Annotated in this window: 26 protein-coding genes; 16 read left to right on the forward strand and 10 right to left on the reverse strand. The window is 61.6% G+C overall.

The genetic code is table 11. The features are described from left to right. Positions 1–4: 4 nt before the first annotated feature. Positions 5–1,327, reverse strand: coding sequence for an ATP-binding protein (locus tag K3759_RS08220; RefSeq protein ID WP_259985530.1), 1,323 nt, complete (start codon positions 1,325–1,327; stop codon positions 5–7). Between the two features lie 44 nt (positions 1,328–1,371). Between K3759_RS08220 and K3759_RS08225 the strand changes: the two genes are divergently transcribed. The 3 genes from K3759_RS08225 (at position 1,372) to K3759_RS08235 (ending at position 3,073) form a co-directional block, all read left to right on the forward strand. Then, on the forward strand, positions 1,372–2,286 hold the full coding sequence (locus K3759_RS08225) for an MBL fold metallo-hydrolase (protein ID WP_259980957.1): 915 nt from the start codon (positions 1,372–1,374) through the stop codon (positions 2,284–2,286). A 145-nt stretch (positions 2,287–2,431) separates the two neighbouring features. Next, positions 2,432–2,554, forward strand: a complete 123-nt coding sequence (locus K3759_RS08230) for a hypothetical protein (protein ID WP_259980958.1) — start codon at positions 2,432–2,434, stop codon at positions 2,552–2,554. 96 nt (positions 2,555–2,650) lie between these two features. Next, positions 2,651–3,073, forward strand: coding sequence for a DUF4112 domain-containing protein (locus K3759_RS08235; RefSeq protein WP_259980959.1), 423 nt, complete (start codon positions 2,651–2,653; stop codon positions 3,071–3,073). Positions 3,074–3,136: 63 nt separating this feature from the next. On the opposite strand, the gene ndk is transcribed toward K3759_RS08235, so the two are convergent. Continuing rightward, positions 3,137–3,559: a nucleoside-diphosphate kinase gene (ndk, locus tag K3759_RS08240; protein ID WP_067266630.1), complete on the reverse strand. Its 423-nt coding sequence runs from the start codon at positions 3,557–3,559 to the stop codon at positions 3,137–3,139. A gap of 106 nt (positions 3,560–3,665) precedes the next feature. Between ndk and K3759_RS08245 the strand changes: the two genes are divergently transcribed. From K3759_RS08245 to K3759_RS08260, 4 genes are all read left to right on the forward strand, one after another. Then, positions 3,666–5,531 carry an ABC-F family ATP-binding cassette domain-containing protein gene (locus K3759_RS08245; RefSeq protein WP_259980960.1) on the forward strand — a complete coding sequence of 622 codons (1,866 nt, stop codon included), beginning with the start codon at positions 3,666–3,668 and terminating at the stop codon, positions 5,529–5,531. Positions 5,532–5,623: 92 nt separating this feature from the next. Next, complete coding sequence (locus K3759_RS08250; RefSeq protein ID WP_259980962.1) at positions 5,624–6,262, forward strand: MarC family protein; 639 nt, start codon at positions 5,624–5,626, stop codon at positions 6,260–6,262. 45 nt (positions 6,263–6,307) lie between these two features. Beyond that, on the forward strand, positions 6,308–6,889 hold the full coding sequence (locus K3759_RS08255; protein ID WP_259980965.1) for a TIGR02281 family clan AA aspartic protease: 582 nt from the start codon (positions 6,308–6,310) through the stop codon (positions 6,887–6,889). 149 nt (positions 6,890–7,038) lie between these two features. Further along, positions 7,039–7,485 carry a hypothetical protein gene (locus K3759_RS08260; protein ID WP_259980966.1) on the forward strand — a complete coding sequence of 149 codons (447 nt, stop codon included), beginning with the start codon at positions 7,039–7,041 and terminating at the stop codon, positions 7,483–7,485. Between the two features lie 58 nt (positions 7,486–7,543). Here the strand turns inward: K3759_RS08260 and K3759_RS08265 are convergent, their stop codons facing one another. After that, on the reverse strand, positions 7,544–8,002 hold the full coding sequence (locus tag K3759_RS08265; protein ID WP_259980968.1) for a DNA polymerase III subunit chi: 459 nt from the start codon (positions 8,000–8,002) through the stop codon (positions 7,544–7,546). A 7-nt stretch (positions 8,003–8,009) separates the two neighbouring features. Then, on the reverse strand, positions 8,010–9,482 hold the full coding sequence (locus tag K3759_RS08270; protein ID WP_259980969.1) for a leucyl aminopeptidase: 1,473 nt from the start codon (positions 9,480–9,482) through the stop codon (positions 8,010–8,012). 131 nt (positions 9,483–9,613) lie between these two features. Here K3759_RS08270 and lptF point away from each other — a divergent pair, with 131 nt between their 5' ends. Genes lptF through K3759_RS08305 form a run of 7 tightly spaced genes read left to right on the forward strand, consistent with a single transcriptional unit; the run spans position 9,614 to position 17,610 of the window. Then, entirely contained in the window at positions 9,614–10,747 is a 1,134-nt protein-coding gene (lptF, locus tag K3759_RS08275; protein ID WP_259980971.1) for an LPS export ABC transporter permease LptF, read from the forward strand. Next, a complete protein-coding gene (lptG, locus tag K3759_RS08280) occupies positions 10,744–11,841 on the forward strand; it encodes an LPS export ABC transporter permease LptG (protein ID WP_259980972.1) in 1,098 nt (365 codons plus the stop codon). Before lptF ends, lptG begins: the two co-directional genes overlap by 4 nt. Before the next feature lies 1 nt (position 11,842). Continuing rightward, the gene (locus tag K3759_RS08285; RefSeq protein ID WP_259980973.1) at positions 11,843–13,993 is read left to right on the forward strand and encodes an LPS-assembly protein LptD; all 2,151 of its coding nucleotides are present in this window, start codon (positions 11,843–11,845) and stop codon (positions 13,991–13,993) included. Beyond that, a complete protein-coding gene (locus K3759_RS08290) occupies positions 13,981–15,219 on the forward strand; it encodes a peptidylprolyl isomerase (RefSeq protein ID WP_259980975.1) in 1,239 nt (412 codons plus the stop codon). Before K3759_RS08285 ends, K3759_RS08290 begins: the two co-directional genes overlap by 13 nt. Further along, positions 15,216–16,190, forward strand: coding sequence for a 4-hydroxythreonine-4-phosphate dehydrogenase PdxA (gene pdxA, locus K3759_RS08295; RefSeq protein ID WP_259980977.1), 975 nt, complete (start codon positions 15,216–15,218; stop codon positions 16,188–16,190). Before K3759_RS08290 ends, pdxA begins: the two co-directional genes overlap by 4 nt. Continuing rightward, positions 16,187–17,029, forward strand: coding sequence for a 16S rRNA (adenine(1518)-N(6)/adenine(1519)-N(6))-dimethyltransferase RsmA (gene rsmA, locus K3759_RS08300; RefSeq protein ID WP_259980979.1), 843 nt, complete (start codon positions 16,187–16,189; stop codon positions 17,027–17,029). The genes pdxA and rsmA overlap by 4 nt, the downstream gene beginning before the upstream one ends. 2 nt (positions 17,030–17,031) lie before the next feature. Further along, positions 17,032–17,610 (forward strand): hypothetical protein, encoded by a 579-nt coding sequence (locus K3759_RS08305; RefSeq protein ID WP_259980981.1) that lies wholly within the window; start codon positions 17,032–17,034, stop codon positions 17,608–17,610. Positions 17,611–17,665: 55 nt separating this feature from the next. On the opposite strand, the gene K3759_RS08310 is transcribed toward K3759_RS08305, so the two are convergent. From K3759_RS08310 to prfA, 3 genes are all read right to left on the reverse strand, one after another. Further along, positions 17,666–18,268, reverse strand: a complete 603-nt coding sequence (locus tag K3759_RS08310) for a DUF4167 domain-containing protein (RefSeq protein ID WP_259980983.1) — start codon at positions 18,266–18,268, stop codon at positions 17,666–17,668. Positions 18,269–18,476: 208 nt separating this feature from the next. Further along, the gene (gene prmC, locus K3759_RS08315; RefSeq protein ID WP_259985602.1) at positions 18,477–19,292 is read right to left on the reverse strand and encodes a peptide chain release factor N(5)-glutamine methyltransferase; all 816 of its coding nucleotides are present in this window, start codon (positions 19,290–19,292) and stop codon (positions 18,477–18,479) included. Positions 19,293–19,315: 23 nt separating this feature from the next. Then, positions 19,316–20,371: a peptide chain release factor 1 gene (gene prfA / locus K3759_RS08320; RefSeq protein WP_259980985.1), complete on the reverse strand. Its 1,056-nt coding sequence runs from the start codon at positions 20,369–20,371 to the stop codon at positions 19,316–19,318. A gap of 60 nt (positions 20,372–20,431) precedes the next feature. Between prfA and K3759_RS08325 the strand changes: the two genes are divergently transcribed. Further along, positions 20,432–20,731 carry a hypothetical protein gene (locus K3759_RS08325; RefSeq protein ID WP_243260587.1) on the forward strand — a complete coding sequence of 100 codons (300 nt, stop codon included), beginning with the start codon at positions 20,432–20,434 and terminating at the stop codon, positions 20,729–20,731. On the opposite strand, the gene K3759_RS08330 is transcribed toward K3759_RS08325, so the two are convergent. From K3759_RS08330 to K3759_RS08340, 3 genes are all read right to left on the reverse strand, one after another. Then, positions 20,669–21,094 carry a DUF1499 domain-containing protein gene (locus tag K3759_RS08330; protein WP_259980989.1) on the reverse strand — a complete coding sequence of 142 codons (426 nt, stop codon included), beginning with the start codon at positions 21,092–21,094 and terminating at the stop codon, positions 20,669–20,671. The genes K3759_RS08325 and K3759_RS08330 overlap by 63 nt on opposite strands. 105 nt (positions 21,095–21,199) lie before the next feature. After that, positions 21,200–22,165, reverse strand: coding sequence for an agmatinase (gene speB / locus K3759_RS08335; RefSeq protein ID WP_259980990.1), 966 nt, complete (start codon positions 22,163–22,165; stop codon positions 21,200–21,202). Next, complete coding sequence (locus K3759_RS08340; protein ID WP_259980992.1) at positions 22,165–23,334, reverse strand: M20 aminoacylase family protein; 1,170 nt, start codon at positions 23,332–23,334, stop codon at positions 22,165–22,167. The genes speB and K3759_RS08340 overlap by 1 nt, the downstream gene beginning before the upstream one ends. A gap of 64 nt (positions 23,335–23,398) precedes the next feature. On the opposite strand from K3759_RS08340, the gene mazG reads away from it, so the two are divergent. Then, positions 23,399–24,223, forward strand: a complete 825-nt coding sequence (gene mazG, locus K3759_RS08345) for a nucleoside triphosphate pyrophosphohydrolase (RefSeq protein ID WP_259980993.1) — start codon at positions 23,399–23,401, stop codon at positions 24,221–24,223. The last annotated feature ends 49 nt before the right edge of the window (positions 24,224–24,272 follow it).

Here is a 24,272-nt window from a genome sequence, read left to right on the forward strand (position 1 = left end):
CGGGTCACCGCGCAATGACGATATCCGCGCGCAGCCCGCCCAACCGTTCTGATTCTCCTAGCCGAAGCACCCCGCCATGGGCGCGGGCGATGTCAGTGGCGATGGCAAGACCAAGGCCCACGCCGCCGCCCTTGTCCTGATTGCGCGCAGGATCAAGCCGCGAGAACGGGCGCGTCGCCTCGTCGCGGCGTTCTTCAGGGATGCCGGGGCCATCGTCTTCGACGCGGATGCGCAGGGTACGGTCGCTCAACATGACCGCGACTTCGGCCTGCGTGCCATAACGCACGGCGTTGGAAATCAGGTTGTCCACCGCCCGACGCATCGCCACCTTGCGCAGCTTTACCATGCCCTCGCCAGTGCCTTCGGGCGGTAGAAGCGTGACTTGACGCCCCCCGCGCTGCGCATCTTCGACGATTGCGCGTACAAATCCATGCGGCTCCACCTTCTCCGGCTCGCCCTCGGCGGCACCCTTGGCGAAGTTTAGGAACTCATCCAGCATCCGCTGCATGTCATCCACATCGGCCAAAAGCGGCGCGGCATCCTCTTCATCAATCATCGATAAACCAAGCCGCATTCGCGTCAACGGGGTGCGCAGGTCGTGGCTGACGCCTGAGAGCATCAAGGTTCGCTGTTCAATCTGCCGCTCAATCCGGGCGCGCATGTCGACAAAGGCGTTACCCGCCGCGCGGACTTCGACGGCACCGGTAGGCGTGTAGGGTTCATGCCGCCCCCGGCCAAAAGCCTCCGCCGCGCGGGCCAAGCGCTTGATCGGGCGCAGCTGGTTGCGCAGGTAAATCGAGGCGATGAGGCTTAGGAGCACGCCAAAGAACACCGTATAGACGAAAAGCTGATGCGGGTTCGAGGCCGAGATCCGCCGCCGTTCAAACTGAATGCGCAGGGGACCATGCACGCTTTCGACATAGAGCACGACAAAATCATCATCGCTGAGGTCGAATGCCTTGATCCCCTCCATCCGGCTTCTCATACGCGGCATCAGCACCCGGCCTGAATAATCGTACCACAGCAGGCTATCCTTTTCGGGCAGCGGGCGATTGGGGAGGGTTATTACGAAATCCAACGGACCCGCCCGCGCCTCCACCGCCATTGGGACCGACTGGGCATCGGGCGCGGTACCAACGGCCAGCATCACCAGTTCCAACTCCCTCAGAACCGTGTCGGTCATCTGGTTGGTGACGCCTTCGAAATGCCGCTGAGCGAAAATCACCACCACGACCAATTGCAAAAACACCACTGGTAACAGCAGGATCAACGCGGCGCGTCCGTAGATGCCGCGCGGCACATATCGTTTGAGCCAAGCAAAATTCATGGCTAGACCTTAGCCAGCCCCCTGCCCCAGCGAAAGGTTAATCCATGCTGCCGCCCGACAACTTCGACCCCGAGATTGGCCTTGCCGAAACCTTGGAGCCCGGGCTGCGCCGTATCGTGGCGCCCAACCCTTCGCCGATGACCTATCGCGGCACGAATACCTATCTGTTGGGCAGCACCGACATCGCCGTCATCGATCCCGGTCCCGAAAGCCCCGCGCATCTTGAAGCGATCCTCGCTGCGATAGAGCCGGGGCAGCGGATCAGCCATATCATCGTGACCCATACGCATCTCGACCACTCACCGCTCGCCCGCCCTTTGGCCGCGCGCTCAGGGGCCGAGATCTGGGCTTTTGGCCCCGCCACGGCGGGCCGCTCCCCGGTGATGCAGGGGCTGGCCGAGGCGGGGTTGATGGGCGGTGGCGAGGGGGTGGATCATGACTTCAGCCCCGACCATACGCTGATTGATGGTGAAATGCTGGAGGGCCAAGACTGGGCGCTGCAAGCGCTGCACACGCCCGGTCATATCGGCAATCACCTCTGCCTTGCGTGGGGGGATGCCTGTCTGACGGCGGATCACGTTATGGGCTGGGCCACCTCGCTGGTCTCCCCTCCGGACGGGGATTTGACTGATTTCATGACCTCTTGCGAAAAACTGGGTGCGCGGCAATGGCGAGTCTTTTACCCCGGCCACGGTGCACCGGTCACGGACCCGACTGCGCGGCTTGATTGGCTGGTCGCTCACCGCCGCGCCCGGGAGGCGTCGATCCTTGAAGCATTGACAGCCGGCCCCGCTACGGCAGAAGAACTTGCCCGCCTGATCTATACTGAGACCCCTGCCGCGCTGCTCGGTGCGGCCCGGCGAAATGTGCTGGCCCATTTGGTCGATCTCACTGGTCGCGGACGTGTCGGCCCTCAAGGGGCACTGCAGGCGGACGCCCGTTTCAGCCTTAACCCATAGCTGAAAGCAGCGGATTCCGTCGCAAAATCGCAACAAAATCCTCATTCTGGGCATAATCCAGCCCAATTTTGGACCTGAACCGCGCCGAAGCTTGTTTCAGGGGTGAGAGACTTCAAACCCCAGCGAGCAGCAAAGGAGCTACCCGATGGCCCGACTAGACAGGACGCCGCAACCGCAAAAACCCAAGCCTGAGCAGACGCCGAAAGGCACCTCGGCTCAGCCACCGCAGCGGCCCACGCCTTTGATTACCGACTACGCCAGTCTCTGAATTTGCTTTCCGATGCATTTGAAGGAGCCGATGCTCGGGGGGAACTTTGGTGCCTAACTGCGCGTTTGCAGCCTAGAGCAACACGCAAGGACTGATATGGAACCCCACGTCCCCTCTCACGAAGCCGACCTCGCCCGTCTGCGCCGCCTGGCGGTCAGCATGGACAGCGCTTTTAAATTGCCGATTGTCGGCGTGCGCATGGGATGGGATTCGATTTTGGGTTTCGTGCCCGTCGTGGGCGATACGCTCGCCCTGCTCCCTTCGGCCTATATCCTTAAAGAATCGCACCGGATGGGCGCGCCAAAGGGGATGCTGGCGAAGATGCTGGTGAACACCGGGATCGACTACGTTATCGGTTCGGTCCCGTTGGTGGGTGATCTTTTCGACATTGGTTGGAAGTCGAAGCTGCGCAACGTCGATCTGCTGGAACGTCACCTGAAAGACCAAGCCGCCAAAGCACCGCCTACGGGAAACGTCGAAGGGCGCATGTCCTCGCATCACCCCACGCTCAATAACTGATCCCCAAGCGCAAAAGGGCCGCCCGAAGGCGACCCTTTCATTCATTGTCCGAAGAACGGTGGCTTAGCCGACCAATTCAAGACCGGAGAAGAAGTATGCGATCTCAACCGCTGCGGTTTCCGGCGCGTCGGAACCGTGAACGGAGTTTTCGCCAACGCTTTCAGCGAATTCTGCGCGAATGGTGCCCTCTGCCGCGTCAGCAGGGTTGGTTGCGCCCATGACTTCGCGGTTTTTCGCGATGGCATTCTCGCCTTCGAGAACCTGAGCAACGATCGGCGCGGAGGCCATGAATTCGCACAGTTCGTCATAGAAGGGACGCTCGGCGTGCACCTTGTAGAACTCACCCGCCTGCGCTTTTGTCAGGTGGATGCGCTTTTGTGCGACAACGCGCAGGCCCGCGTCTTCGAATTTCTTGACGATGGCGCCGGTCAGGTTGCGGCGGGTTGCGTCGGGCTTGATGATCGAGAAAGTGCGTTCGAGGGCCATTGGCTGTACTCCATAGCAAGTGTTGATTTGCGCGCTCCCTAGCATGGGGTCATGCACATGAAAAGCCGCGATTGACCTTCTGCTCAGGTTGCTCCAAACGGCATCCATGTTACGCATTTCAGAAATCAACTACTCCGTCGAAGGTCGCCCTCTGTTCGAGGAAGCCTCCGCCGTTATCCCCGAGGGCCACAAAGTGGGCATCGTCGGGCGCAATGGCGCGGGCAAGACCACGCTGTTCAAACTCATCCGTGGCGAACTCACGCTCGACAGCGGCGAGTTGTCCCTGCCCTCGCGCGCCAAGATCGGCGGCGTGGCGCAGGAAGTGCCCTCCTCCGAGACTTCGCTGATCGACACGGTGCTGGAAGCCGACGTAGAACGCGCGCGTTTGATGAAAGAGGCCGAGTCCGCCGAGGACCCGACCCGCATTGCCGACATCCAGACCCGTCTGGCCGACATCGACGCATGGTCCGCCGAAGGCCGCGCGGCCTCGATCCTCAAGGGTCTGGGTTTCGACGACGACGAACAGTTGATGCCCTGCTCTGCCTTCTCGGGCGGCTGGCGGATGCGCGTGGCGCTGGCTGCGGTGCTCTTTGCCCAGCCCGATCTGCTGCTCCTCGATGAGCCGACCAACTACCTCGACCTCGAAGGCGCGCTCTGGCTGGAAAGCTATCTGGCGAAATACCCCCATACGGTGCTAATCATCAGCCACGACCGTGGCCTGTTGAACCGCGCGGTGGGCGGTATTCTGCATCTTGAAGACCGCAAGCTGACCTTTTACCAAGGCCCCTACGATCAATTCGCCCGCCAGCGCGCCGAGAAACGCGCATTGCAAGCGGCGATGGCCAAGAAGCAGCAAGCGCGGCGCGACCATATGCAAAGCTTCGTGGACCGCTTTAAGGCCAAGGCATCTAAAGCGAAACAGGCCCAATCGCGCCTGAAGATGATCGAGAAGATGGACATGATCACCGCGCCTGAGGATGTGGCGCGCAAGGTCTTTACCTTCCCGGAGCCTGAAGAACTCTCGCCGCCGATCATTAACATCGAGAACGGCTCCGTCGGCTATACCGACGACAACCCGGTGCTGACCCGCCTGAACCTGCGCATTGACCAAGACGACCGTATCGCCCTCTTGGGCAAGAACGGTCAGGGCAAGTCGACGCTGGCAAAACTGCTGTCAGATCGTCTGCCGTTGATGGCGGGCAAACAGGTCAATTCCAGCAAGCTGCGGGTCGGTTTCTTTGCCCAGCACCAAGTGGATGAGCTGATCGTCGAAGAGACGCCGCTTCAGCATATGATCGCCGCCCGTCCCGGTGTGATGCAGTCAAAACTACGCGCGCAGCTGGCGGGCTTCGGCCTTGGCCCTGAGCAGGCGGAAACCGAGGTGGGGCGGCTCTCGGGCGGGCAAAAGGCGCGTTTGTCGCTGCTCTTGGCGACGCTGCACGCACCGCATCTGCTGATCCTCGATGAGCCGACCAACCACCTCGACATCGAATCCCGCGAGGCGCTGGTCGAGGCGTTGACCCGCTATTCCGGCGCGGTGATCCTTGTCAGCCACGACATGCACCTGCTGTCGCTGGTGGCCGACCGGCTGTGGCTAGTGTCCAACGGCACGGTCAAACCTTATGAGGACGATCTCGAGGCCTATCGCAAGATGCTGCTTACGCCCGAAAAGCCGGTCAGCAAAAAGCCGTCGAAACAGCCCAAGGAAACCCCCAAGCCGAAACGCGCCAGCCGCGACGAGGTGCTGGCGCTGCGCAGCGAGGTTCGCAAGGCCGAGGCGCGGATGGAAAAGATCAACGAGATGCGCGACAAACTGGCTAAGAAACTAGCCGATCCCGCGCTCTATGAGGACGCCAAGACCGGTGAGCTTGAGGTCTGGAACAAGAAATACGCCGAGGTGATGGAGGCGCTCGATCGCGCGGAATCGCTTTGGATGGGCGCACAGGAGAAGCTGGAGAAGGCCACAGCCTGACCCGGCAGCGTTCAAATTATCACATCGCGGGGGTCGCCTAAGGGGCGGCCCTCGTGCATTCTGACAAGACTGCCCCGCGCCAAGGAAGATCCATGACCCTCGACACCGCCTATATGATCACCGCCCTCGTCACGATGTTCGTGGTGATCGACCCCATCGCCATCGCGCCGGTCTTCCTCGCGCTTACACGTGGGATGAGCAACGCACAACGCCGGCTGATCGCATGGCGTGCTGTGGGCGTGGCCGGGCTGGTGCTTTTGATCTTTGCCGCTTTTGGCGAAGCGGTGTTGAACTTCATTGGCATCTCCATGCCCGCCTTCCGGGTGGCGGGCGGCATCCTCTTGTTTATCACCGCGCTCGACATGCTGTTCGACCGCCGCACCAAACGGCGCGAAGACCGGGCGGATGAGGATGACCATGACGATCCGTCGGTTTTCCCTATGGCCATTCCCCTGATTGCTGGCCCCGGCTCCATCGCCTCTGTCATCCTGCTGACGGGCGAGAAACCGGGCGGCGAAGGGTTGCTGACCATTATTGTGATCACCGCGCTGACACTGGTGGTGATGGCGCTGACGATGCAGGTCAGCGGCGCGTTGGAGCGGGCGATGGGTAAAACCGGGATCAACATCGTCACCCGCCTTCTGGGAATGTTGCTGGCCGCCCTCTCGGTTCAATTCGTGCTCGACGGTCTGGCGGCCTTCGGCTTTGGCCCCGGCCCGATGCCCGGCTGACATTTGGCCGCTTCCTTCCTATATCAGAGGTAAGGGAGCGCGTTCATGGCCGAATTTGAGATTGCACATCTGATCTATCTGATTGTCCTGCTGGTCATGGTCGCTGGCTGGTTCTTCATGCAGAGCCGTCCGAACATGAACAAGTCGTTGCAACAGGCGGCGGTTTGGGGGCTGATCTTCACCGGGGCCGCTGCAGGGGTTGGTCTGTGGCAAGACATCACCCGCGACACTGCCCGTCAACAGCTTACCATCAGCGAAGAGGGTGAGATTGTCCTGCCGCGCGGGCGCGATGGGCATTACTACCTGACGGCTGAGATCAACGGCGCGGCGGTGCGCTTTGTTGTCGACACGGGCGCGTCGGACATTGTGCTGACCAAAGCGGATGCTGCGCGGATTGGCATTGACCCCGAAGCGCTCGACTACCTTGGCCGCGCGGGCACCGCCAATGGAGAGACGCGCACCGCATTCGTTCGCTTGGATGAGGTCGTCGTGGGCCCGGCGGTCGATCACAATGTGCCCGCTGTGGTGAACGACGGCGATATGAGCCAATCGCTTTTGGGCATGGGGTATCTGCAACGCTGGGGGCGCATTGAAATCAGCGGCGGCGAGCTGCGGCTTAGCCGCTGAATCTGGGTCTGGCCGGGCCTCGATTGTGCAGAAAGGATGTAATTCGCCGCAAAATGACGCCGTATTTGCCGTGAATTGGACAGGTTTTCGCCCTTTTGCTCGGATATCTGCAGGGCATAACTGTATCTGATTTTGGAGAACATGCTGCTATGCTGTCAAGTATTCTAGGGGGGTCTTCCTCCTACCAACAAAGCAAACCCCCGGCGTCTGAACCTGCTTCGGCCCCTGAGGAGAACCAAAACGACGCCCAGCAGGCTGAAACAAAGGCTGCCAGCGAACCTCAGGCCAAGCAAGGCACCACTGCCGCGCAGGAGACGACCAAATCTCAATCGGTTCAGGCCACCGCTCAGGCAAAACCGGCAGAGGCGGCCCCCAAAGCTTCGGACGCTGAGAACGAAGCCTTCGCCCGCGCGGCGGCCCAGCGGAACGTTGACAGTGTGCGCACCCGTGCGCTGCTCGACACCATTTCGCCGGTGAACAACAGCGCTGTGGAAGCTGCCAAGTCCTACGTCAGCAAGGTTGAGCCGGAAGCGCAGAATACGAAGGCGGGCTACGCCGCCTCTGTCGCGAAACCCGCGCTCGACAAAGCTGCCTAAACCGCCATCGGGGGCGGGGGTCGTCTGGCCTCTGCCCCCGCCACTTCTTGGCCGGTGTTCAGGTTTCGGCCTTCTTCTCCCAGCGACCGCTTTCTTCTGACCAATATTGCGCCGATGCGCCTTCGGATTTCAGCCGCTTCCACAGGCCGCGCGCCTGATCCAACGCCATCGGGTCATGCCCGTCGAACAATACGCAGACCCGCTGAAGCGACGCGATTTCCTCGGCGGTAACATTGGCTCCATGCACCGCCATCAGACAATCCGCGCGATTGGGCGTGCCGTCTTCCAAAGTTAGCAGCACCGGCTGATCCACGTCCTGCGGTCCGCCCGCCATGCCATGGGGCAAAAAGCTGTCTTCGGAATACGTCCAAAGCGCCCGGTCGAGTGCTTGCAGCCCTTCGCGGTCGCTCCCGCGTAAGGCCACGCGCCAACCGTTGGCGAGCGACTTTTCCAGCAGCATCGTCAACGTCTCGACCAGAGGTCGCTGGGTCAGGTGGTAGAAGTAAGCCGCCCCCATCTCCGGCTCAGCCCTTTTCGAAACGGTCGGCGACCAGACGGTTCAGTGCCGCCACGCCCCAGCCCGTCGCGCCCGCGGGTGCCAGCGTGCTCTCGGACTTCAACGAGGCGACCCCAGCGATGTCGAGGTGAATCCAAGGTGTTTCATCCTTGACGAAGCGCTTGAGGAATTGCGCCGCGGTGATCGACCCCGCCGGACGCCCGCCGATGTTTTTCATATCGGCGATCCGGCTTTTCAGCTGATCGTCATAGCCTTGTCCCAGCGGCAGACGCCATGCGCCCTCGCCTTCACTCTCGGCGGCCTTCAGGAAATCGTTGCACAGCCCGTCGTCGTTCGAGAAGACGCCAGCGTTTTCATGGCCCAGCCCGATAATGACCGCACCGGTCAGCGTGGCCAGATCGATCATCGCCGCAGGTTTGAAGCGGTCTTGCGCGTACCACATGACATCGCAGAGCACCAAGCGCCCCTCGGCGTCGGTGTTGATAACCTCCACCGTGTCGCCCTTCATGGTGGTGATCACATCGCCCGGACGGGTCGCGTTGCCCGATGGCATGTTTTCCACGATCCCAACCAGCCCGACGACATTCGCCTTGGCCTTGCGCAGCGCCAGCGTGCGCATCACGCCCGACACCACACCTGCGCCGCCCATATCCATGGTCATGTCTTCCATGCCCGCGCCGGGTTTGAGGCTGATGCCGCCTGTGTCAAAGACGACCCCCTTGCCGACCAGCGCCAGCGGAGCCGTGCCCTCAGCGCCACCTTCCCACCGCATGACCACGACCTTAGAGGGGCTATCAGAGCCCTGCCCGACCGACAAAAGCGTTCTCATTCCGAGCGTTGCAAGATCTTCTTCATCCAGAACTTCAACTTTAAGGCCTAAGCTCTCCATCTCGGTCAGACGTTCGGCAAAGTTGGTGGTCGTCAGGATGTTGGCAGGGGCATTGGTCAGATCGCGCGTCATGAAAGCGCCCTCCGCTACGGCCATCAATGGCGCCGCAGCTTCGCGTGCATCCTCAGGCTTGGAACACATCACCTCAACACTGCCCTTACGGGGTTTGGGGGATGATTTGTGATCCTCAAACCCATAGTCCCGCATTGCCAAACCAAAGGCCACATCCGCCACCCGGCGCGTGCCTGCGGCGAGCAACAGAAGGTCACTGTCGCCCCGGCGCTTGGCCAGCGCCGCGCCAGCCCTGCGCGCGGTCATCACCTCGGCTCGGCGCGGCAGGTGGATCACATCAACCGCCTCTGCCGCCATGCCAGCCGGATAGCCCATGCTGAGCACATCGCCGGGCTTCAGCTTGGCAAAACGCTCGCTTTCCACCAGCCGCTGCAAAGCACCTTTGGTCAGCCGGTTGACCCGCCGCGCTCCGGCATCAAGCCGACCCTCAGGCTCAAGAAAGACCGCGATCCGCCCGGAATGCCCCGCGATACGGTCGATGTCAGTCTCGGCGAAAGTGATGGGGGTCAGATCGGTCATGGGGTGCCTCATGGTTGGTTTTGTCCCAGACCTACCGCGCCGCGCCGCGCATGGCCAGATAGCAGTTTTCCCGCCCCGAGAATTGCTTTACGATCTCCACAAACGCCGTCAGAGCATCTCGGGGGATCAGAGTGGCACGAATTGACCGCTACATGCTGTCGCAACTTCTGGTTATGTTCGGCTTTTTCGCGCTGGTGCTGGTGGCCCTGTTCTGGATCAACCGTGCGGTCGTTCTGTTCGACCGGCTGATTGGCGATGGTCAATCTGCATTGGTGTTTTTGGAGTTCACGGCCCTTGGCCTGCCCAAGCTTATCGTCACCGTCCTGCCAATCGCGACCTTTGCCGCTTCGGTCTATGTCACCAACCGCATGTCGGGCGAATCCGAGTTGACTGTGCTGCAGGCCGCAGGCTCCGGCCCATGGCGTTTGGCGCGGCCTGTCTTTGTCTTTGGCCTGTGCGTGGCGCTGATGATGACAGTGCTGAGCCATTTTCTGGTTCCCATGGCGCAGGGGCAGTTAAAGCAGCGCGAGGCCGAAATCTCACGCAACCTTACCGCCCGGCTGCTGACCGAGGGGACTTTTCTGCATCCCTCTGATGAGGTTACCTTCTACACCCGCGCCATCGACAACGACGGTGTGCTGCGCGATGTCTTCCTGTCGGATCGGCGCAAGGCTGATGAAGGGGTGATCTATACCGCCGCCGAAGCCTATCTGGCACGCAATGGAGACAACACCACGCTGATTATGCTTAACGGCATGGCGCAGCGGCTGGATACCGAGCAGAACCGGCTGGCAACGGCCAAGTTTCGTGACTTTTCCTTTGATATCTCCCCTCTGGTCAGCAGCGGTGACGCGATTGACCAGTCCGTCAGTTCCATGGTGACCCCCGACTTGCTGTGGGACTGGGCCGGGATTGCAGCTGAGACCGAGACGACAGAGGGCGTTGTTGCCGAAGAGTTACACAGCCGCCTTGCCCAACCGCTGTTTTGTATCGTCGCAGCGATGATCGGTTTTGCCACGTTGATCCTTGGCGGCTTCTCGCGCTTTGGGGTCTGGCGGGAGGCGGTGATCGCCTTTGGCCTGCTCATCGCGATTGACGGGCTGCGGGGGACTTTGGTGGTGCAGATACGTGAAACCGCGGCGCTTTGGCCTCTGGCCTATCTGCCCTCGCTGATCGGGGCGGCGCTGACACTGGCAATGCTCTGGCAAGCCGCGCACCCGCGCTGGATCAGGCGGCATCTGCGTGGCAAGGGGGCAACCGCATGATCCTGCACCTTTATTTCGCACGCCGCTTTTTCACGAGCTTTCTTGTCATCGCCGGCGTGCTGGTCGCCTTGGTGATGCTGGTCGACGGTGTGGATCAGGCACGACGTTTTGCCGATGATGATGTCGGCTGGGATCAGGTGCTGGGCATGACGCTGCTGCACATGCCGCAGACGATCAATATGATCCTGCCGCTGATCATGATCCTTGCCACCGTAGCGCTCTTCATCGGTTTGGCGCGGTCCTCGGAGTTGGTGGTGACCCGCGCGGCGGGCCGCTCTGCTCTGCGTGCGCTGGTCGCGCCGGTGGTGGTGGCGCTGATCATCGGCACGTTGGCGGTGGCCATGCTCAACCCCATCGTCGCGGCAACCAGCGAGCGGGCCGAGCAGCTAACGCAAAAATACCGCTCCAACGGCCGTTCGGCCCTGTCGGTGAGCGACGAGGGTCTGTGGCTGCGTCAAGGCACGGAGGAAGGCCAATCGGTCATTCGCGCGTGGCGCACCAACAGCGACGCCTCTGTCCTCTATAACGTGACCATCATCAGCTATGACGCCGAAAAAGGCCCGATCCGCCGGATTGAAGCCGAAAGCGCGGAACTGCGCGGGGGGGACTGGCAGTTGACCGGGGCCAAGATCTGGCCACTGGAAGCTGGTGTGAACGCCGAAGGCGCGTCTGAGGAGCATGAGACCCTCACTATCCCCTCGTCCCTCACCGTGGAGCGGATCCGCGAGAGCATTGGCCGGGTGGCCGCCGTTTCCATCTATGAGTTGCCCGAGTTCATTCGCCAATTGGAACAGGCAGGGTTCAGCACGCGCCAGCATGAGGTCTGGTTGCAGGCTGAACTGGCGCGGCCCTTCTTTCTGGTCGCCATGGTTCTGGTTGCGAGCGCATTCACCATGCGCCATACCCGCTTTGGGGGGACCGGCATTGCTGTGCTGGCCTCGATCTTGCTGGGGTTCGGTTTGTATTTCATTCGCAGTTTTGCACAGATCCTTGGCGAAAACGGCCAGATCCCCGTAACCCTCGCCGCTTGGGCACCGCCCGTGGCCGCGATTTTTCTGGCGTTAGGCCTGCTTTTGCACGCGGAGGACGGCTGACATGCGCGCGGCCCTTGTTGGACTTGCCCTTAGTTTTGCGCCCCTGACGATCAGCGCGCAAACCGCCCCGGCCACCGACCGACCGGCCGTTCTGGTGGCTGATCAGGTATTCATTACCCGTGATAAGGTCTTGGTCGCGCAGGGTAATGTCGAAGCCTTCCAAGGCGAGACGCGGCTGCGTGCCACGGCGATCCGCTATGACCAGGGCACCGGCGCTTTAAGCATTGAAGGGCCGATTGTCCTGTCAGAGGGGGAAAATACCACGATCCTCGCCGATGCGGCCTCTCTCGATGCGGGGCTCCAATCGGGGCTGCTGCGCGGGGCGCGGATGATTTTAGAGCAGCAGTTGCAGCTTGCCGCTGTGCAGATCAACCGTGTCGAAGGGCGCTATAGCCAGCTTTACAAAGCTGCCGTAACGTCCTGTAAAGTCTGCGAAGATGGCGAAACGCCGCTTTGGCAGATCCGCGCCAAACGGGTTGTACACGACCAATTGGCCCAGCAACTTTACTTTGACGAGGCGCAGTTTCGCATCAAGAATGTGCCCGTCGCCTATCTGCCGCGCCTGCGCCTGCCCGATCCGACGCTGGACCGCGCGACCGGCTTCCTCGCCCCTTCGGTGCGCTCAACTTCGCAATTGGGTGTGGGGTTGAAATTGCCTTATTTCATAAAAATAGGTGATCACCGCGATCTGACCCTGACACCCTATCTCTCTGCCGAGACCCGCACGCTCGAATTCCGCTACCGTCAGGCCTTTGTCTCTGGCCGGATCGAATTTGACGGCGCAATCACTGATGACGATCTGGAGCCGGGTGAGACCCGTGGCTACCTCTTTGGCACTGGCTCCTTTGATCTGCGGCGCGACTATAAACTTTATTTCGGGATCGAGGTCACCAGCGACCGGTCCTACCTCAGTGACTATGGCTATTCCGACAAGGACCGTCTGACGAGCGAGCTGACCGTCAGCCGTGCGCGGCGGGATCAATATGTCCGGGCAAGCCTGTTGAACTACCAATCGCTGCGCGATGGCGAAGACAACGATCTTCTGCCCAACCTTGTCTTGGACGGCGAACACCAACGGCGCTATTTCCCAACCTCGATTGGCGGCGAAGTCCGGCTGACGCTGGAGGCCCATAGCCACCGCCGGGCCTCTGACCTCAGCACCGATGGCGATGGGGATGGCGAGGCTGATGGGCGCGATGTGTCGCGGCTCAACGGTGAGGCTGACTGGCTGCGGCGCTTTACCTTTGGCAACGGTCTGGTGACCGATCTCCGCGCCGGGGCGAGCTTTGGTCTGTTCAACATCGCACAGGATGCCTTTTACAGCGAACGCCACTCTGATCTCGTGCCGCATGCCTCTGTTGCATTTCGCTACCCCATGCAACGTCGCGAGGCGGGCGGCGTGGTGCAACAGCTTGAGCCGCTCGTACAATTTGGCTGGACCGGGGGCGACAGGCTTAACATTCCGAATGAGGAAAGCACGCTGGTCGAATATGACGAGGGCAACCTTCTCGCGCTCAGCCGCTTTCCCCGCCCTGACCGACGTGAACGCGGCGCGGTTGCGGCCTTTGGCGTGAACTGGGCGCGGATTGACCCGACCGGGTTTGATAGCAGTTTCTCATTCGGTCAGGTGATCCGGGCCAATGCGGATGATGCATTCACCTTTAGCTCGGGCCTACAGGGCACCCATTCGGATTTCCTTCTTGCCGGGCAATTGCGCAGCGACAACGGTCTGGCCATCATTGGCCGGGGATTGGTCGATGACGATTTCGAAGTCGCCAAGGCCGAAGTGCGCGGCATCTGGGATTTCAAACGCGGGCAGATTGCGGGCAGCTATGTCTGGCTGCAGGAAGATGCCGCAGAAGACCGCGACGAGAATGTGTCAGAGATCACCTTTGACGGCAGCTATTCGATCAGCAGCCAATGGCAAGCCTCGGCTGATTGGCGCTTTGACCTTGCGGACGAACGCGCGGCGACGGCGGGTCTTGGCCTGAGCTACAACAATGAATGCGTGCAGGTCGACCTTTCCGTCAGCCGGCGCTATTCCTCCTCAACAAGTGTTGAGCCCTCAACGGATTTCGGTTTTAACATCGGCCTCAGGGGCTTTGCCGCCAACACCGGAACAGAAAGATACGTACGCTCATGTGGGAAGTAACGAAACAGACAGTCCGTGCCGGGATCCGTGGCACTGCGGCGCTCGCCCTTGCATTGGTGATCGGCCAGTCCGCAGCGGCGCAGAACCTCTTTGCGCCCGTGGCCCGTGTCAACGATGAGGTCATCACCGGTTACGAAGTGCAGCAGCGTCAGCGTTTCATGCAGCTGATCGGCGCACCGGGGGCGGATACCAAAAGCGTTATCGACGGTCTGATCGACGACCGGCTGCGCGGCCAAATCCTTGATCAAGCCGGGCTTGAAGTCACGCCCGAAGGCATTCAATCCGGCATGGCCGAATTTGCCAGCCGTGCGGATTTGACCACTGAGGAATTCCTGAAAGTATTGGGCCAAGCGCAGATCTCAGAAGAGACCTTCCGCGACTTCATCGTGATCAGCGCTGCATGGCGCGACCTGATCCGCGCGCGCTATAATAGCCGTGTTAACATCACCGACGAAGAGGTTGACCGCGCCCTCGGCAGCAGCCGAGGCAATAACGGCCTGCGCGTGCTTTTGTCCGAGATCATCATCCCCGCACCGCCCCAGAACGCCGATCAGGTGAATGCGCTGGCCGAGCGGATCGCGCAAAGCCGTTCTGAGGCTGAGTTCTCCTCCTATGCGAGCAAATATTCCGCCACCGCGTCGCGCGGGCGCGGCGGCAAGATGCCTTGGACACCGCTTGAAAACCTGCCCGCCAGCCTGCGCCCGATCCTTCTGGCACTGTCGCCGGGTGAGGTGACAGCCCCGCTGCCGATCCCCAATGCCGTGGCGCTGTTCCAACTGCGCGGCATCGAAGAGACCGGCAAGCCAAGCGTGGAGTATTCAGAGATTGACTATGCGGCCTATTACATCCCCGGTGGCCGTTCCGAGGCCGCCCTGTCGCGCGCCGCGCAACTGCGCGGTCAGGTGGACCAGTGCGATGACCTCTATGGCGTCGCCAAGGGCCAGCCCGCGAATGTGCTCGACCGTGGCACCAAGGCTCCGGGTGAGATCCCACAGGACGTAGCCATTGAACTGGCCAAACTCGATCCCGGCGAAGTCTCGACCACGCTGACCCGTGCCGATGGGCAAACGCTGGTGTTCCTGATGCTCTGCAACCGCACCACGGCGGCCAATGCGGAGGTGGACCGCGACGCGGTGGTAAGCTCGATCCGGCAGCGCAAGCTTGAGGGCTATGCTACGCAGCTGTTGGAACAGGCACGCGCCGAAGCCCGCATCACCCGCCAATGAGCCGCCCGTCCCGGCCGGTGGCCATCACCTGCGGTGAACCTGCCGGAATTGGCCCAGAAATCGCCGCCCGTGCTTGGGCGGCGCTTTCGTCTGACATCCCGATGTTCTGGATTGGCGACCCGCGCCACCTGCCTGAAGATGTGCCGCACCGTTTGATCGATAGCCCCGAAGATGCAGGCGCACCGAGCACCGATGCGCTGCCTGTGCTGTCTCATGCTTTTGACAGTGCCGCGCTCGTCGGTGTGCCGCAGCCCGGCCACGCGCAGGGGGTGATCGACGTGATCGCCCGCGCCGTTGATTTGGTGCAGACCGGAGGCGCCTGCGCCATCTGCACTGCGCCGATCCACAAAAAAGCCCTGCAGGATGGCGCGAATTTCGCCTATCCCGGCCATACTGAATACCTCGCAGCACTGGCAGGGGTTGAGGATGTGGTGATGTTGCTGGCCTCCGACCAGTTGCGCGTCGTGCCTGCCACGATCCATATCGCGTTGGATCAGGTGCCGCAGGCGCTGACCCCTGCGGGCCTGCGCCGCACGATCGAAATCACTGCGCAGGAATTGCAAAACCGCTTTGGCATCGCCCGGCCCCGCATCGCCGTCGCCGGGCTGAACCCCCACGCGGGCGAAGGCGGCAGCATGGGCCGGCAAGAGATCGACTGGATCGCGCCGCTGATTATCGAGATGCAGGGCGAAGGCTACGCGCTGACCGGGCCGTTGCCCGCCGATACGATGTTCCATGCCCGCGCCCGCGCAGGCTATGACGCGGCGGTGGCGATGTATCACGACCAAGCGCTGATCCCGATCAAGACGCTCGACTTCGACCGGGGCGTGAACGTGACGCTGGGGTTGCCCTTCGTGCGCACCTCCCCCGATCACGGAACAGCTTTTGACATCGCGGGCCAAGGGCGCGCCAACCCGACCAGCATGATCGAAGCGATCAAACTGGCATGGCAGATGGGCCAGAAAACATGAGTGCAATCGACAACCTTCCGCCGCTGCGCGAGGTGATCAACACCCACGAGTTGGCCGCGCGGAAATCGCTGGGCCAGAACTTCCTGCTGGATCTGAACCTGACCGCCAAGATCGCGCGTCAGGCCGGGGACATGGCCGATTGTGACGTGCTGGAAATCGGCCCCGGCCCCGGTGGACTGACCCGCGGTCTGTTGGCGGAAGGCGCGCGTCATGTGCTGGCGATTGAGAAAGACCGCCGCTGCCTGCCTGCGCTGGCCGAAGTGGCGGAACACTATCCTGGCCGGCTCACGGTGATCGAAGGCGACGCGCTGGAGATCGACCCTCTCAGCCACCTGACCCCGCCGATCCGCGTCGCCGCCAACCTGCCCTATAACGTCGGGACCGAGTTGCTGGTGCGCTGGCTGACCCCGCCGCAATGGCCCCCTTTCTGGCAAAGCCTCACGCTGATGTTCCAACGCGAGGTGGCTGAGCGGATCGTGGCGACACCCGGCTCCAAAGCCTATGGGCGGCTGGCCGTGCTGGCGCAGTGGCGCAGCGATGCGCGCATCGTCATGCAAGTGCCGCCTGGGGCTTTCACGCCGCCCCCAAAGGTATCGTCAAGCGTGGTGCATCTGACCGCCCTGCCCGAGCCGCGTTTTCCAGCTGATCCCGCCGTGCTCAGCCGTGTGGTGGCCATGGCGTTTAACCAACGCCGCAAGATGCTGCGCTCGGCGCTTAAAGGGGCCGCGCCCGATATCGAAGACCGCCTTCATGCCGCCGGGCTGAAACCTACTGACAGGGCCGAGCAAGTGCCGCTTGAGGGCTTTTGCGCCCTTGCCCGTGAAATTGCCAAAGGATGAAAATGTTCTACCGTCTATTGCTCGTCTGCGCACTGCTGATGGGGCTCTCTGCCTGTGCCTTGCCACGCAACGGGCCGCCTCCGCCGGGAACAGAGGCCGACATCGCGGCGCTGACCCGTGCCATTAGCGGGCTCTCTCCTAACGTGGATCCCGCAGAGGCTGCCCGTGCGGCGCGGATCACCTATCGCCATACGCATGAACTGGCGATTGCCTATCAGATCACCGACCCGCCACTGATCCACAACGTGAAGGTCAACAACGGCAGCAAGCCCCGCGGTCTGTGTTGGCATTGGGCAGAGGATCTTGAGAAACGACTGCTGGCCGAAGATTTCGCCACGCTCGACATGCACCGCGCCATTGCCAATGGCGACACGCGGCTGCTGATTGACCATTCCACCGCCATCATCTCGGCCGCAGGGGCACCGATGCAGGCGGGGATCGTGCTTGATCCTTGGCGGCAGAGCGGCGTGCTGTTCTGGTCCCCGGTCATGAGCGATCCGCGCTATGACTGGGAGCCGCGCGAAGAGGTGCTGCGCCGCAACGGGCGGGTCAGATATGTTCAGGCAGGGATGGAAGGTTAAGACAGCCCGGCCCTTCCCCCACAACGAAAAAGCCCCGCAATTTGCGGGGCTTTTCTTATTCTGCGGCCTTGGCGGTGTCGCCGTTGCCGTCGCTGCCATTGTCCTGCGGCTGCGCATCTGCCACTTTCGGCTTGGGCTTGCGGCGCGGGGCGCGTTTCGGCTTGGGCTTGCTCTCAGGCGTCTCAACCAGCGTGCTTTCGTCGCTATTTGTTTCGGGCTCAGCTTGCTGTTCAACCGGCGCGCTGTCCTGCTCAGGCTGCTCGTCCGCTTGCGGCTGATCGCTTTGTGGCTGGCCGCCCTGCTGTGCTTCGCGCTCCTGACGTTCGGCGCGCTCGCGATCCCGCTCGGCCTGACGCTCGCGGTTCTGGCGTTCTTGCTCTTCGCGGCGCTGATCGACCTCGCGCTGTGCTTCGCTAAGCAGACGCAGGTAATGTTCAGCGTGCTGTTGAAAGTTCTCAGCCGCCACACGGTCATTGCTAAGCTGCGCGTCGCGGGCCAGCTGGTTGTATTTCTCGATAACCTGCTGCGGCGTGCCGCGCACCTTACCCTCAGGACCGGAGCTGTCGAACACCCGATTGACGACATTGCCGCCGCCACCACCATGTGGGGAGCGTTTGCGATTGTTCTTCGACCGGGAGCGTGATCTGGGAGAATTCATGGAATGATGTCAGCCTTGTGTGCTGTGTGTCGTTCACCGGGGGTGCAAAGCACGTCTTTAACCCGGCCTAAGCGATATGTTGGGCATAGTGCCGCGCGGGACCGCCTATGGCATCCACCGCTGCAACACTTCTGACTAACCATGCCAGAAAGCATTGGGCAAGAAGAAACTGCGACTTAACCTGCCAAAGTATCGTTTTTTCGCGATTTCATGCCGGTTTATCAGCACAAACGACCCGTGGCCGCCCACCCAGGTCATGGGCCAGTGTCACCCGTCCCCAGCCCGCTGTGGTGAAGATATCCTGCACCGCTTCGCCCTGTTGCCAGCCGATTTCGACCATGACGCGGCCTTCGGGCGTCAGATAGCCCTGCGCCTCGGCGGCGATGATGCGGTAGATGCTCAGCCCGTCCTGACCATCGGTCAGCGCCATTTCCGGCTCATGCTGGCGCAATTCGGGAGAGACATCGGCCATCTCTTCGGCGGCAAGATAGGGCGGGTTCGACAGAATCAGGTCAAAGCGACCGTCGACCGTGCTGAACCAATCTGACTGGCGGATGTCGGCACGTTCTGCCACGCCGTGCTGCACCGCATTGGCACTGGCCTGAAGGCAAGCGGCTTCCGAGAGGTCCACGCCCAGCCCCGTGGCCTGTGGGCGTTCGGCGAGCAGCGTGACAAGGATACAGCCCGATCCGGTGCCAAGGTCCAATATCCGGTTGAAATCACCGCTAAGGGCAAGGTCTATTAACGTTTCCGTCTCTGGCCGAGGGTCCAGCACATCGCGGCTGATGCTGAAATCGCGGCCATAGAACGCGCGCCTCCCGATCAGTTGCGAGACAGGCACCCGCACGGCGCGCAGGGCGATGAGTTGATCAAACCGTTCGGCCACGTCGGGGGCAATTTCTTCGGGCGCGATCAGGGTCACGCGGGCGGCATCCACGGCTGCGGCATGGGCCAAGAGCAGCCGCGCGTCCCGTGCCGGGTCGGGCACGCCCGCGGCACGGAGCCGGCCAGCAGCGGCGGCCATGGCTTGGGCGGCAGTCTGGGGGCTCACCCCTCCATCTCCGACAATTGACGTGCTTGGGCGTCGGCGGTCAGCGCATCGACGATCTCATCCAGATCGCCCTGCATCACGGCCTCAAGACGGTAGAGCGTCAGGTTGATCCGGTGGTCGGTCATCCGCCCTTGTGGGAAGTTGTAGGTCCGGATGCGCTCGGACCGGTCGCCGGTTCCGACCTGCGCCGCGCGGTCGGCGGAACGTGCGCTGTCAATCCGGCTGCGCTCCATGTCATAAAGCCGCGCTTTGAGCACCTGCATCGCCTTGTCGCGGTTGCGGTGCTGGGATTTTTCCGACGAAGTGACGACGATCCCGGTCGGAATATGGGTGATGCGCACGGCGGAATCGGTTGTGTTGACGTGCTGGCCACCCGCGCCGGAAGAACGCATTGTGTCGATCCGCAGGTCATTGGCGTTGATCTCAATATCCACGTCCTCGGCTTCGGGTAGCACCGCCACGGTGGCTGCTGAGGTGTGGATACGCCCGCCGCTTTCTGTCGAAGGCACGCGTTGGACGCGGTGCACGCCGCTTTCAAATTTCAATCGGGCAAAGACGTTCTGGCCAGTAATATGGGCCACAACCTCTTTCACGCCGCCAAGTTCGGTCATCTGGCTTTCGATCAGGTCAAATCCCCAGCCGCGCGCTTCGGCATAGCGCTGGTACATGCGCAGCAAATCGCCCGCGAACAGAGCGGCCTCATCGCCGCCGGTGCCGGGCCGGATCTCTAGCATCGCGGGTTTCGCATCGGCGGAATCGCGCGGCAGAAGCGCCAGTTGCAAGCCCTGCTCAACCTCCGGCAGGCGCGCCTTTAGACGGGGCAGTTCTTCGCGGGCAAGCTCGGCCATCTCGGGGTCTTTCAACATCAACTCGGCCTCTTCGAGGTCCCGCTGAAGCTGCTGGTAAAGGTCGATCTGATCCACCACGGGCTTGAGATCGCTGTATTCCTTGGCGAGGGCTGCAAAATCGGCCCCATCGGAGCCCGCAGACATGCTGGCCTCCAGAAACTGGAAGCGTTGCGAGATTTGCGCGAGGCGGTGCATCGGGATCATGGGGTTCCTGTCGCTTATGCAAATGCTTTGGTCAAGAGGCGGCTTATGCTATCATAGGTTATGAAACGCATCTTGCCGCTGTCCTGCCTCTTGGCCCTGACGGCCCTGCACCCTGCCCTTGCGGATGTCAAAGCGCCGGGCGGGAAGACGATTGATTGCTATTGCACCAACAGCACCGGCGACCGTGTGGAACTGGGTGAAACCATCTGTCTACAGGTCGGCGGCCGCATGTTCATGGCCCAGTGTCAGATGTCGCTCAATGTGCCGATGTGGCGCGAAGTGCAGCAGGGCTGCCTGTCATCGCGCCTCGATCTGAGCGAGCCAAGCATTGACCCGCTTGGCGTTGACGCCCATATCTGACCGCCCAAAGCGCGAGCGGCCATAGACCTCAATGTAGCGCGGATCTGCACCATAGACGCCGATGGTGGTGAAGTCGGGATAGCCCATCAGTTTGGTACGGGTCACGTAAGTGACTTGGCCCTCAGCCAGTGAGCCTGCGACAACCTCGGTGCGCGGTGTCTGCATGATTGCACGGTCGAGCTGTGCCAATGTCTCTTGCCCGTCACCTTCGACCGGGGCGCGCCAGATATAGCTATTGGCCGCTTGGGTCTTGCCCATCTTCTGCCCCTCGGCCTGTCCGTGCCAGCGTGCAGTATCAATAGGTGCAAGCCGAACATAGGCCACCAGAGCGACAAGAGCGATAACGATGATCCAGAACAACATTTTAAGCACCTTTCAAAGGTCCGCAGAATTGCGCGACAAAAGATGTCGCGGGGATGTTGGCGGCCCTCAGTCCTAAGGGCCGCCGCTTTGGTTCGCCGTCTCGGTTCACGCCGTTCTCATGCGGTGGCCTAGCAGCGACAGAATTTCGGTCGCCACATGCGCGCCTGCGATCGCCGTGGCCCCGGTGGTGTCGAAGGGCGGAGAGACCTCAACCACATCACCACCCATGATATTGATCCCGGCCAGATCACGCAGCATGATAGAGGTCTGCGCCGAGGTCAGCCCGCCCCAAACCGGCGTGCCGGTACCGGGGGCAAAGGCCGGATCCAGTGCGTCGATGTCGAAGGTCAGGTAACAGGGCCGATCGCCGAGGATTTCTTTGATCTTAGCCACGGTGGCCTGCGGCCCCTTCTCATGTACCTCACGGGCATCGATAATGTTGACGCCCATCGTGTCTTCGTTGGTTGTGCGTATGCCAACCTGCACGCTGGTCGAAGGGTCAACGATGCCGGACTTGACCGCCTTGTAGAACATCGTGCCGTGGTCGATCCGGTCCATGTCGTCGTCTTGCCATGTGTCCGTGTGTGCATCGAACTGTAACAGGCTGATCGAACCGTATTTCTCAGCATAGGCCTTGACGATCGGGAATGAGATATAGTGATCCCCGCCCAGTACGACAGAGGCCGCGCCGGCATCCAAAATGGTCTTGATATGCGCGGTCAGAGCGGCGGGAAACTGGCTGACATGGCCATAATCAAACGCCAGATCGCCATAGTCCGCGATGGCGAATTCGCTCAGCACGTCAAAGTCCCAGCCATAGGGCGCGTCAGGCGCTTGCAAGGCACTCGCCTCGCGGATGGCGCGGGGGCCAAGGCGGGTGCCGGGGCGGTTGGTGACCGCTTGGTCGAAGGGCACGCCGGTCACAGCGATGTCCACGCCAGTCAAATCCTTGGTGTATTTACGTCGCAAGAAAGAGGTCGCCCCGCCAAAGGTCAACTCATAGCTCGGCCCTTTGAGGTCCTCGCGGGTAAAGGCCATATCCATCTGTTTGGCCGCGTCTTCCAGTGCCATTACTTGCCTCCTGCTGGCTGTGCCCGCTCAACGATACGGGCGAAAAAGGATGCGCCGAGCGGCGCGATCTCGTCGTTGAAGTCGTATTCAGGGTGGTGCAGCCCTGCGCCTTCGCCGGTCCCGAGGAACAGATAGGCACCGGGGCGTTTTTCAAGCATGAAGCTGAAATCTTCCGCGCCCATTTCGCGGCCATAGTCGCCATGCACGCGGTCCGCACCCACCACTTCGCTTGCCGCCGCGATGGCGGTTTCGGTCTTGGCCGGATCGTTGACCGTGGCGGGATAGCCGACCTCATAGACCAGCTCTGCTGAAACGTCATAGCTCGCCGCCTGCCCGTCCACGATCTGCTGCATGCGGCGTATCACCATCTCCTGCACCTCGCGGTCAAAGGTGCGCACGGTTCCGTTGATATAGGCGGTCTCAGGAATGATGTTATCGGCGCTGCCGGTGTGGATTTGCGTGACCGAGACCACCAAATCCTGCGAGGCGAGATGATTGCGGCTGACGATGGTCTGGATCGCCGTGGCGATGCCGCAGGCCGCCACCACAGGGTCGCGGGTGTCATGGGGCATCGCGCCATGGCCGCCTTTGCCTTTGATGTGAATGTGAAACTCGTCCACCGCTGCCATGAATGGCCCCGGGGTGGTGAAAAACGCGCCTTCGTCCAACCCGGGCATATTGTGGATGCCGTAGACCTGCGCGATGTCGAACCGCTCCATGATGCCTTCTTCGACCATGATACCAGCGCCGCCGCTGGCCTCTTCAGCAGGTTGAAAGATCAGCGCCACCCGACCCGAGAAATTGCGCGTTTCGGCCAAGTAGCGGGCAGCGCCCAGCAACATTGTGGTATGCCCGTCATGCCCGCAGGCGTGCATTTTGCCCATGCGGGTGCTGGCGTAGTCCTTGCCCGTCGCTTCATGTATGGGCAGGGCATCCATATCGGCGCGCAGGCCGATTGTCGGCCCTGCGCCTTGCCCGTTGATGATGGCAACCAGACCGGTTGTCGCGATGCCTTCGTGCAATTCATCGACGCCAAATTCCCGCAGCCGTTCGGCGACAAAGGCCGCCGTCTCATGACATTCCAGATCCAACTCAGGGATGCTATGCAAATGGCGCCGCCACGCTGTCATATCCTCCGCAAAGGCATTGATGCGGTTTACCACGGGCATGGGCTGGACTCCTTGGGGTTGGTTTGGTCAGGGTGCATCTGACACCAGACACATGGGGCCTGCAATGCCGGACAACACAAAAGCCGATCTCATTCACGATTCCGATGCGGGCATTGAACGGCTGCTTGAAATTATGCGCCGCCTGCGTGATCCCGACACCGGCTGCCCCTGGGATATCGAGCAGGATTTCGACAGTATCGCCCCCTATACCATTGAAGAGGCGTATGAAGTTGCCGATGCCATTGCCCGCCGCGATTGGGCGGAACTTGAGGGCGAGTTGGGCGATCTACTGCTCCAATCGGTCTATCACACGGCCATGGGCGAAGAGGCCGGGCATTTCACCTTCCAATCCGTGGTGCGCAACATCAGCGATAAGATGGTGGCGCGGCACCCGCATGTCTTTGGCGACGAATCCCGCGACAAAAGCGCCGAACAGCAGACCGCCGACTGGGAGAAGATCAAAGCCACCGAGCGCGCTGGCAAGGCGCAGGGGGGCACGTTGGATGGGGTGGCGATTGGCCTTCCCGCGCTTTTACGCGCGATGAAACTGCAAAAACGTGCAGCGCGGGTGGGGTTTGATTGGCCCGAGACGACGCAGGTGCTGGATAAGATCACCGAAGAGGCCGCGGAACTGGTCGAGGCGAAGGACACGCTTTCGCAGGCTGAGGTTGAGGAGGAATACGGCGATCTTCTCTTTGTCATGGCCAATCTGGGCCGCCACCTTGGGCTCGACCCCGAAGCCGCTCTGCGCGCCGCCAATGCCAAATTCACCCGGCGTTTCGAGGGCATTGAGGCCCGGCTCGCGGCAATGGGCAAAACCCCGCAAGACAGTGATCTGGCCGAGATGGATGCGCTTTGGGATGCAGTGAAACTGGCGGAACGCGGCTAATCGCCGGGTCTGCGGCTGGACAAAGACATGAGCCTCCGGCAAGGCTCTG

It is taken from the genome of Sulfitobacter sp. W027, from assembly GCF_025143985.1.
Lineage (GTDB): Bacteria > Pseudomonadota > Alphaproteobacteria > Rhodobacterales > Rhodobacteraceae > Sulfitobacter.

What these genes read in the sequence shown, in the direction of transcription:
- K3759_RS08220 (WP_259985530.1), bottom strand. Translation starts at nt 1,327, where the DNA reads ATGAATTTTGCTTGGCTCAAACGATATGTGCCGCGCGGCATCTACGGA.
- K3759_RS08225 (WP_259980957.1), top strand. Translation starts at nt 1,372, where the DNA reads ATGCTGCCGCCCGACAACTTCGACCCCGAGATTGGCCTTGCCGAAACC.
- K3759_RS08230 (WP_259980958.1), top strand. Translation starts at nt 2,432, where the DNA reads ATGGCCCGACTAGACAGGACGCCGCAACCGCAAAAACCCAAGCCTGAG.
- K3759_RS08235 (WP_259980959.1), top strand. Translation starts at nt 2,651, where the DNA reads ATGGAACCCCACGTCCCCTCTCACGAAGCCGACCTCGCCCGTCTGCGC.
- ndk (WP_067266630.1), bottom strand. Translation starts at nt 3,559, where the DNA reads ATGGCCCTCGAACGCACTTTCTCGATCATCAAGCCCGACGCAACCCGC.
- K3759_RS08245 (WP_259980960.1), top strand. Translation starts at nt 3,666, where the DNA reads ATGTTACGCATTTCAGAAATCAACTACTCCGTCGAAGGTCGCCCTCTG.
- K3759_RS08250 (WP_259980962.1), top strand. Translation starts at nt 5,624, where the DNA reads ATGACCCTCGACACCGCCTATATGATCACCGCCCTCGTCACGATGTTC.
- K3759_RS08255 (WP_259980965.1), top strand. Translation starts at nt 6,308, where the DNA reads ATGGCCGAATTTGAGATTGCACATCTGATCTATCTGATTGTCCTGCTG.
- K3759_RS08260 (WP_259980966.1), top strand. Translation starts at nt 7,039, where the DNA reads ATGCTGTCAAGTATTCTAGGGGGGTCTTCCTCCTACCAACAAAGCAAA.
- K3759_RS08265 (WP_259980968.1), bottom strand. Translation starts at nt 8,002, where the DNA reads ATGGGGGCGGCTTACTTCTACCACCTGACCCAGCGACCTCTGGTCGAG.
- K3759_RS08270 (WP_259980969.1), bottom strand. Translation starts at nt 9,482, where the DNA reads ATGACCGATCTGACCCCCATCACTTTCGCCGAGACTGACATCGACCGT.
- lptG (WP_259980972.1), top strand. Translation starts at nt 10,744, where the DNA reads ATGATCCTGCACCTTTATTTCGCACGCCGCTTTTTCACGAGCTTTCTT.
- K3759_RS08285 (WP_259980973.1), top strand. Translation starts at nt 11,843, where the DNA reads ATGCGCGCGGCCCTTGTTGGACTTGCCCTTAGTTTTGCGCCCCTGACG.
- K3759_RS08290 (WP_259980975.1), top strand. Translation starts at nt 13,981, where the DNA reads ATGTGGGAAGTAACGAAACAGACAGTCCGTGCCGGGATCCGTGGCACT.
- pdxA (WP_259980977.1), top strand. Translation starts at nt 15,216, where the DNA reads ATGAGCCGCCCGTCCCGGCCGGTGGCCATCACCTGCGGTGAACCTGCC.
- rsmA (WP_259980979.1), top strand. Translation starts at nt 16,187, where the DNA reads ATGAGTGCAATCGACAACCTTCCGCCGCTGCGCGAGGTGATCAACACC.
- K3759_RS08305 (WP_259980981.1), top strand. Translation starts at nt 17,032, where the DNA reads ATGTTCTACCGTCTATTGCTCGTCTGCGCACTGCTGATGGGGCTCTCT.
- K3759_RS08310 (WP_259980983.1), bottom strand. Translation starts at nt 18,268, where the DNA reads ATGAATTCTCCCAGATCACGCTCCCGGTCGAAGAACAATCGCAAACGC.
- prmC (WP_259985602.1), bottom strand. Translation starts at nt 19,292, where the DNA reads ATGGCCGCCGCTGCTGGCCGGCTCCGTGCCGCGGGCGTGCCCGACCCG.
- prfA (WP_259980985.1), bottom strand. Translation starts at nt 20,371, where the DNA reads ATGATCCCGATGCACCGCCTCGCGCAAATCTCGCAACGCTTCCAGTTT.
- K3759_RS08325 (WP_243260587.1), top strand. Translation starts at nt 20,432, where the DNA reads ATGAAACGCATCTTGCCGCTGTCCTGCCTCTTGGCCCTGACGGCCCTG.
- K3759_RS08330 (WP_259980989.1), bottom strand. Translation starts at nt 21,094, where the DNA reads ATGTTGTTCTGGATCATCGTTATCGCTCTTGTCGCTCTGGTGGCCTAT.
- speB (WP_259980990.1), bottom strand. Translation starts at nt 22,165, where the DNA reads ATGGCACTGGAAGACGCGGCCAAACAGATGGATATGGCCTTTACCCGC.
- K3759_RS08340 (WP_259980992.1), bottom strand. Translation starts at nt 23,334, where the DNA reads ATGCCCGTGGTAAACCGCATCAATGCCTTTGCGGAGGATATGACAGCG.
- mazG (WP_259980993.1), top strand. Translation starts at nt 23,399, where the DNA reads ATGCCGGACAACACAAAAGCCGATCTCATTCACGATTCCGATGCGGGC.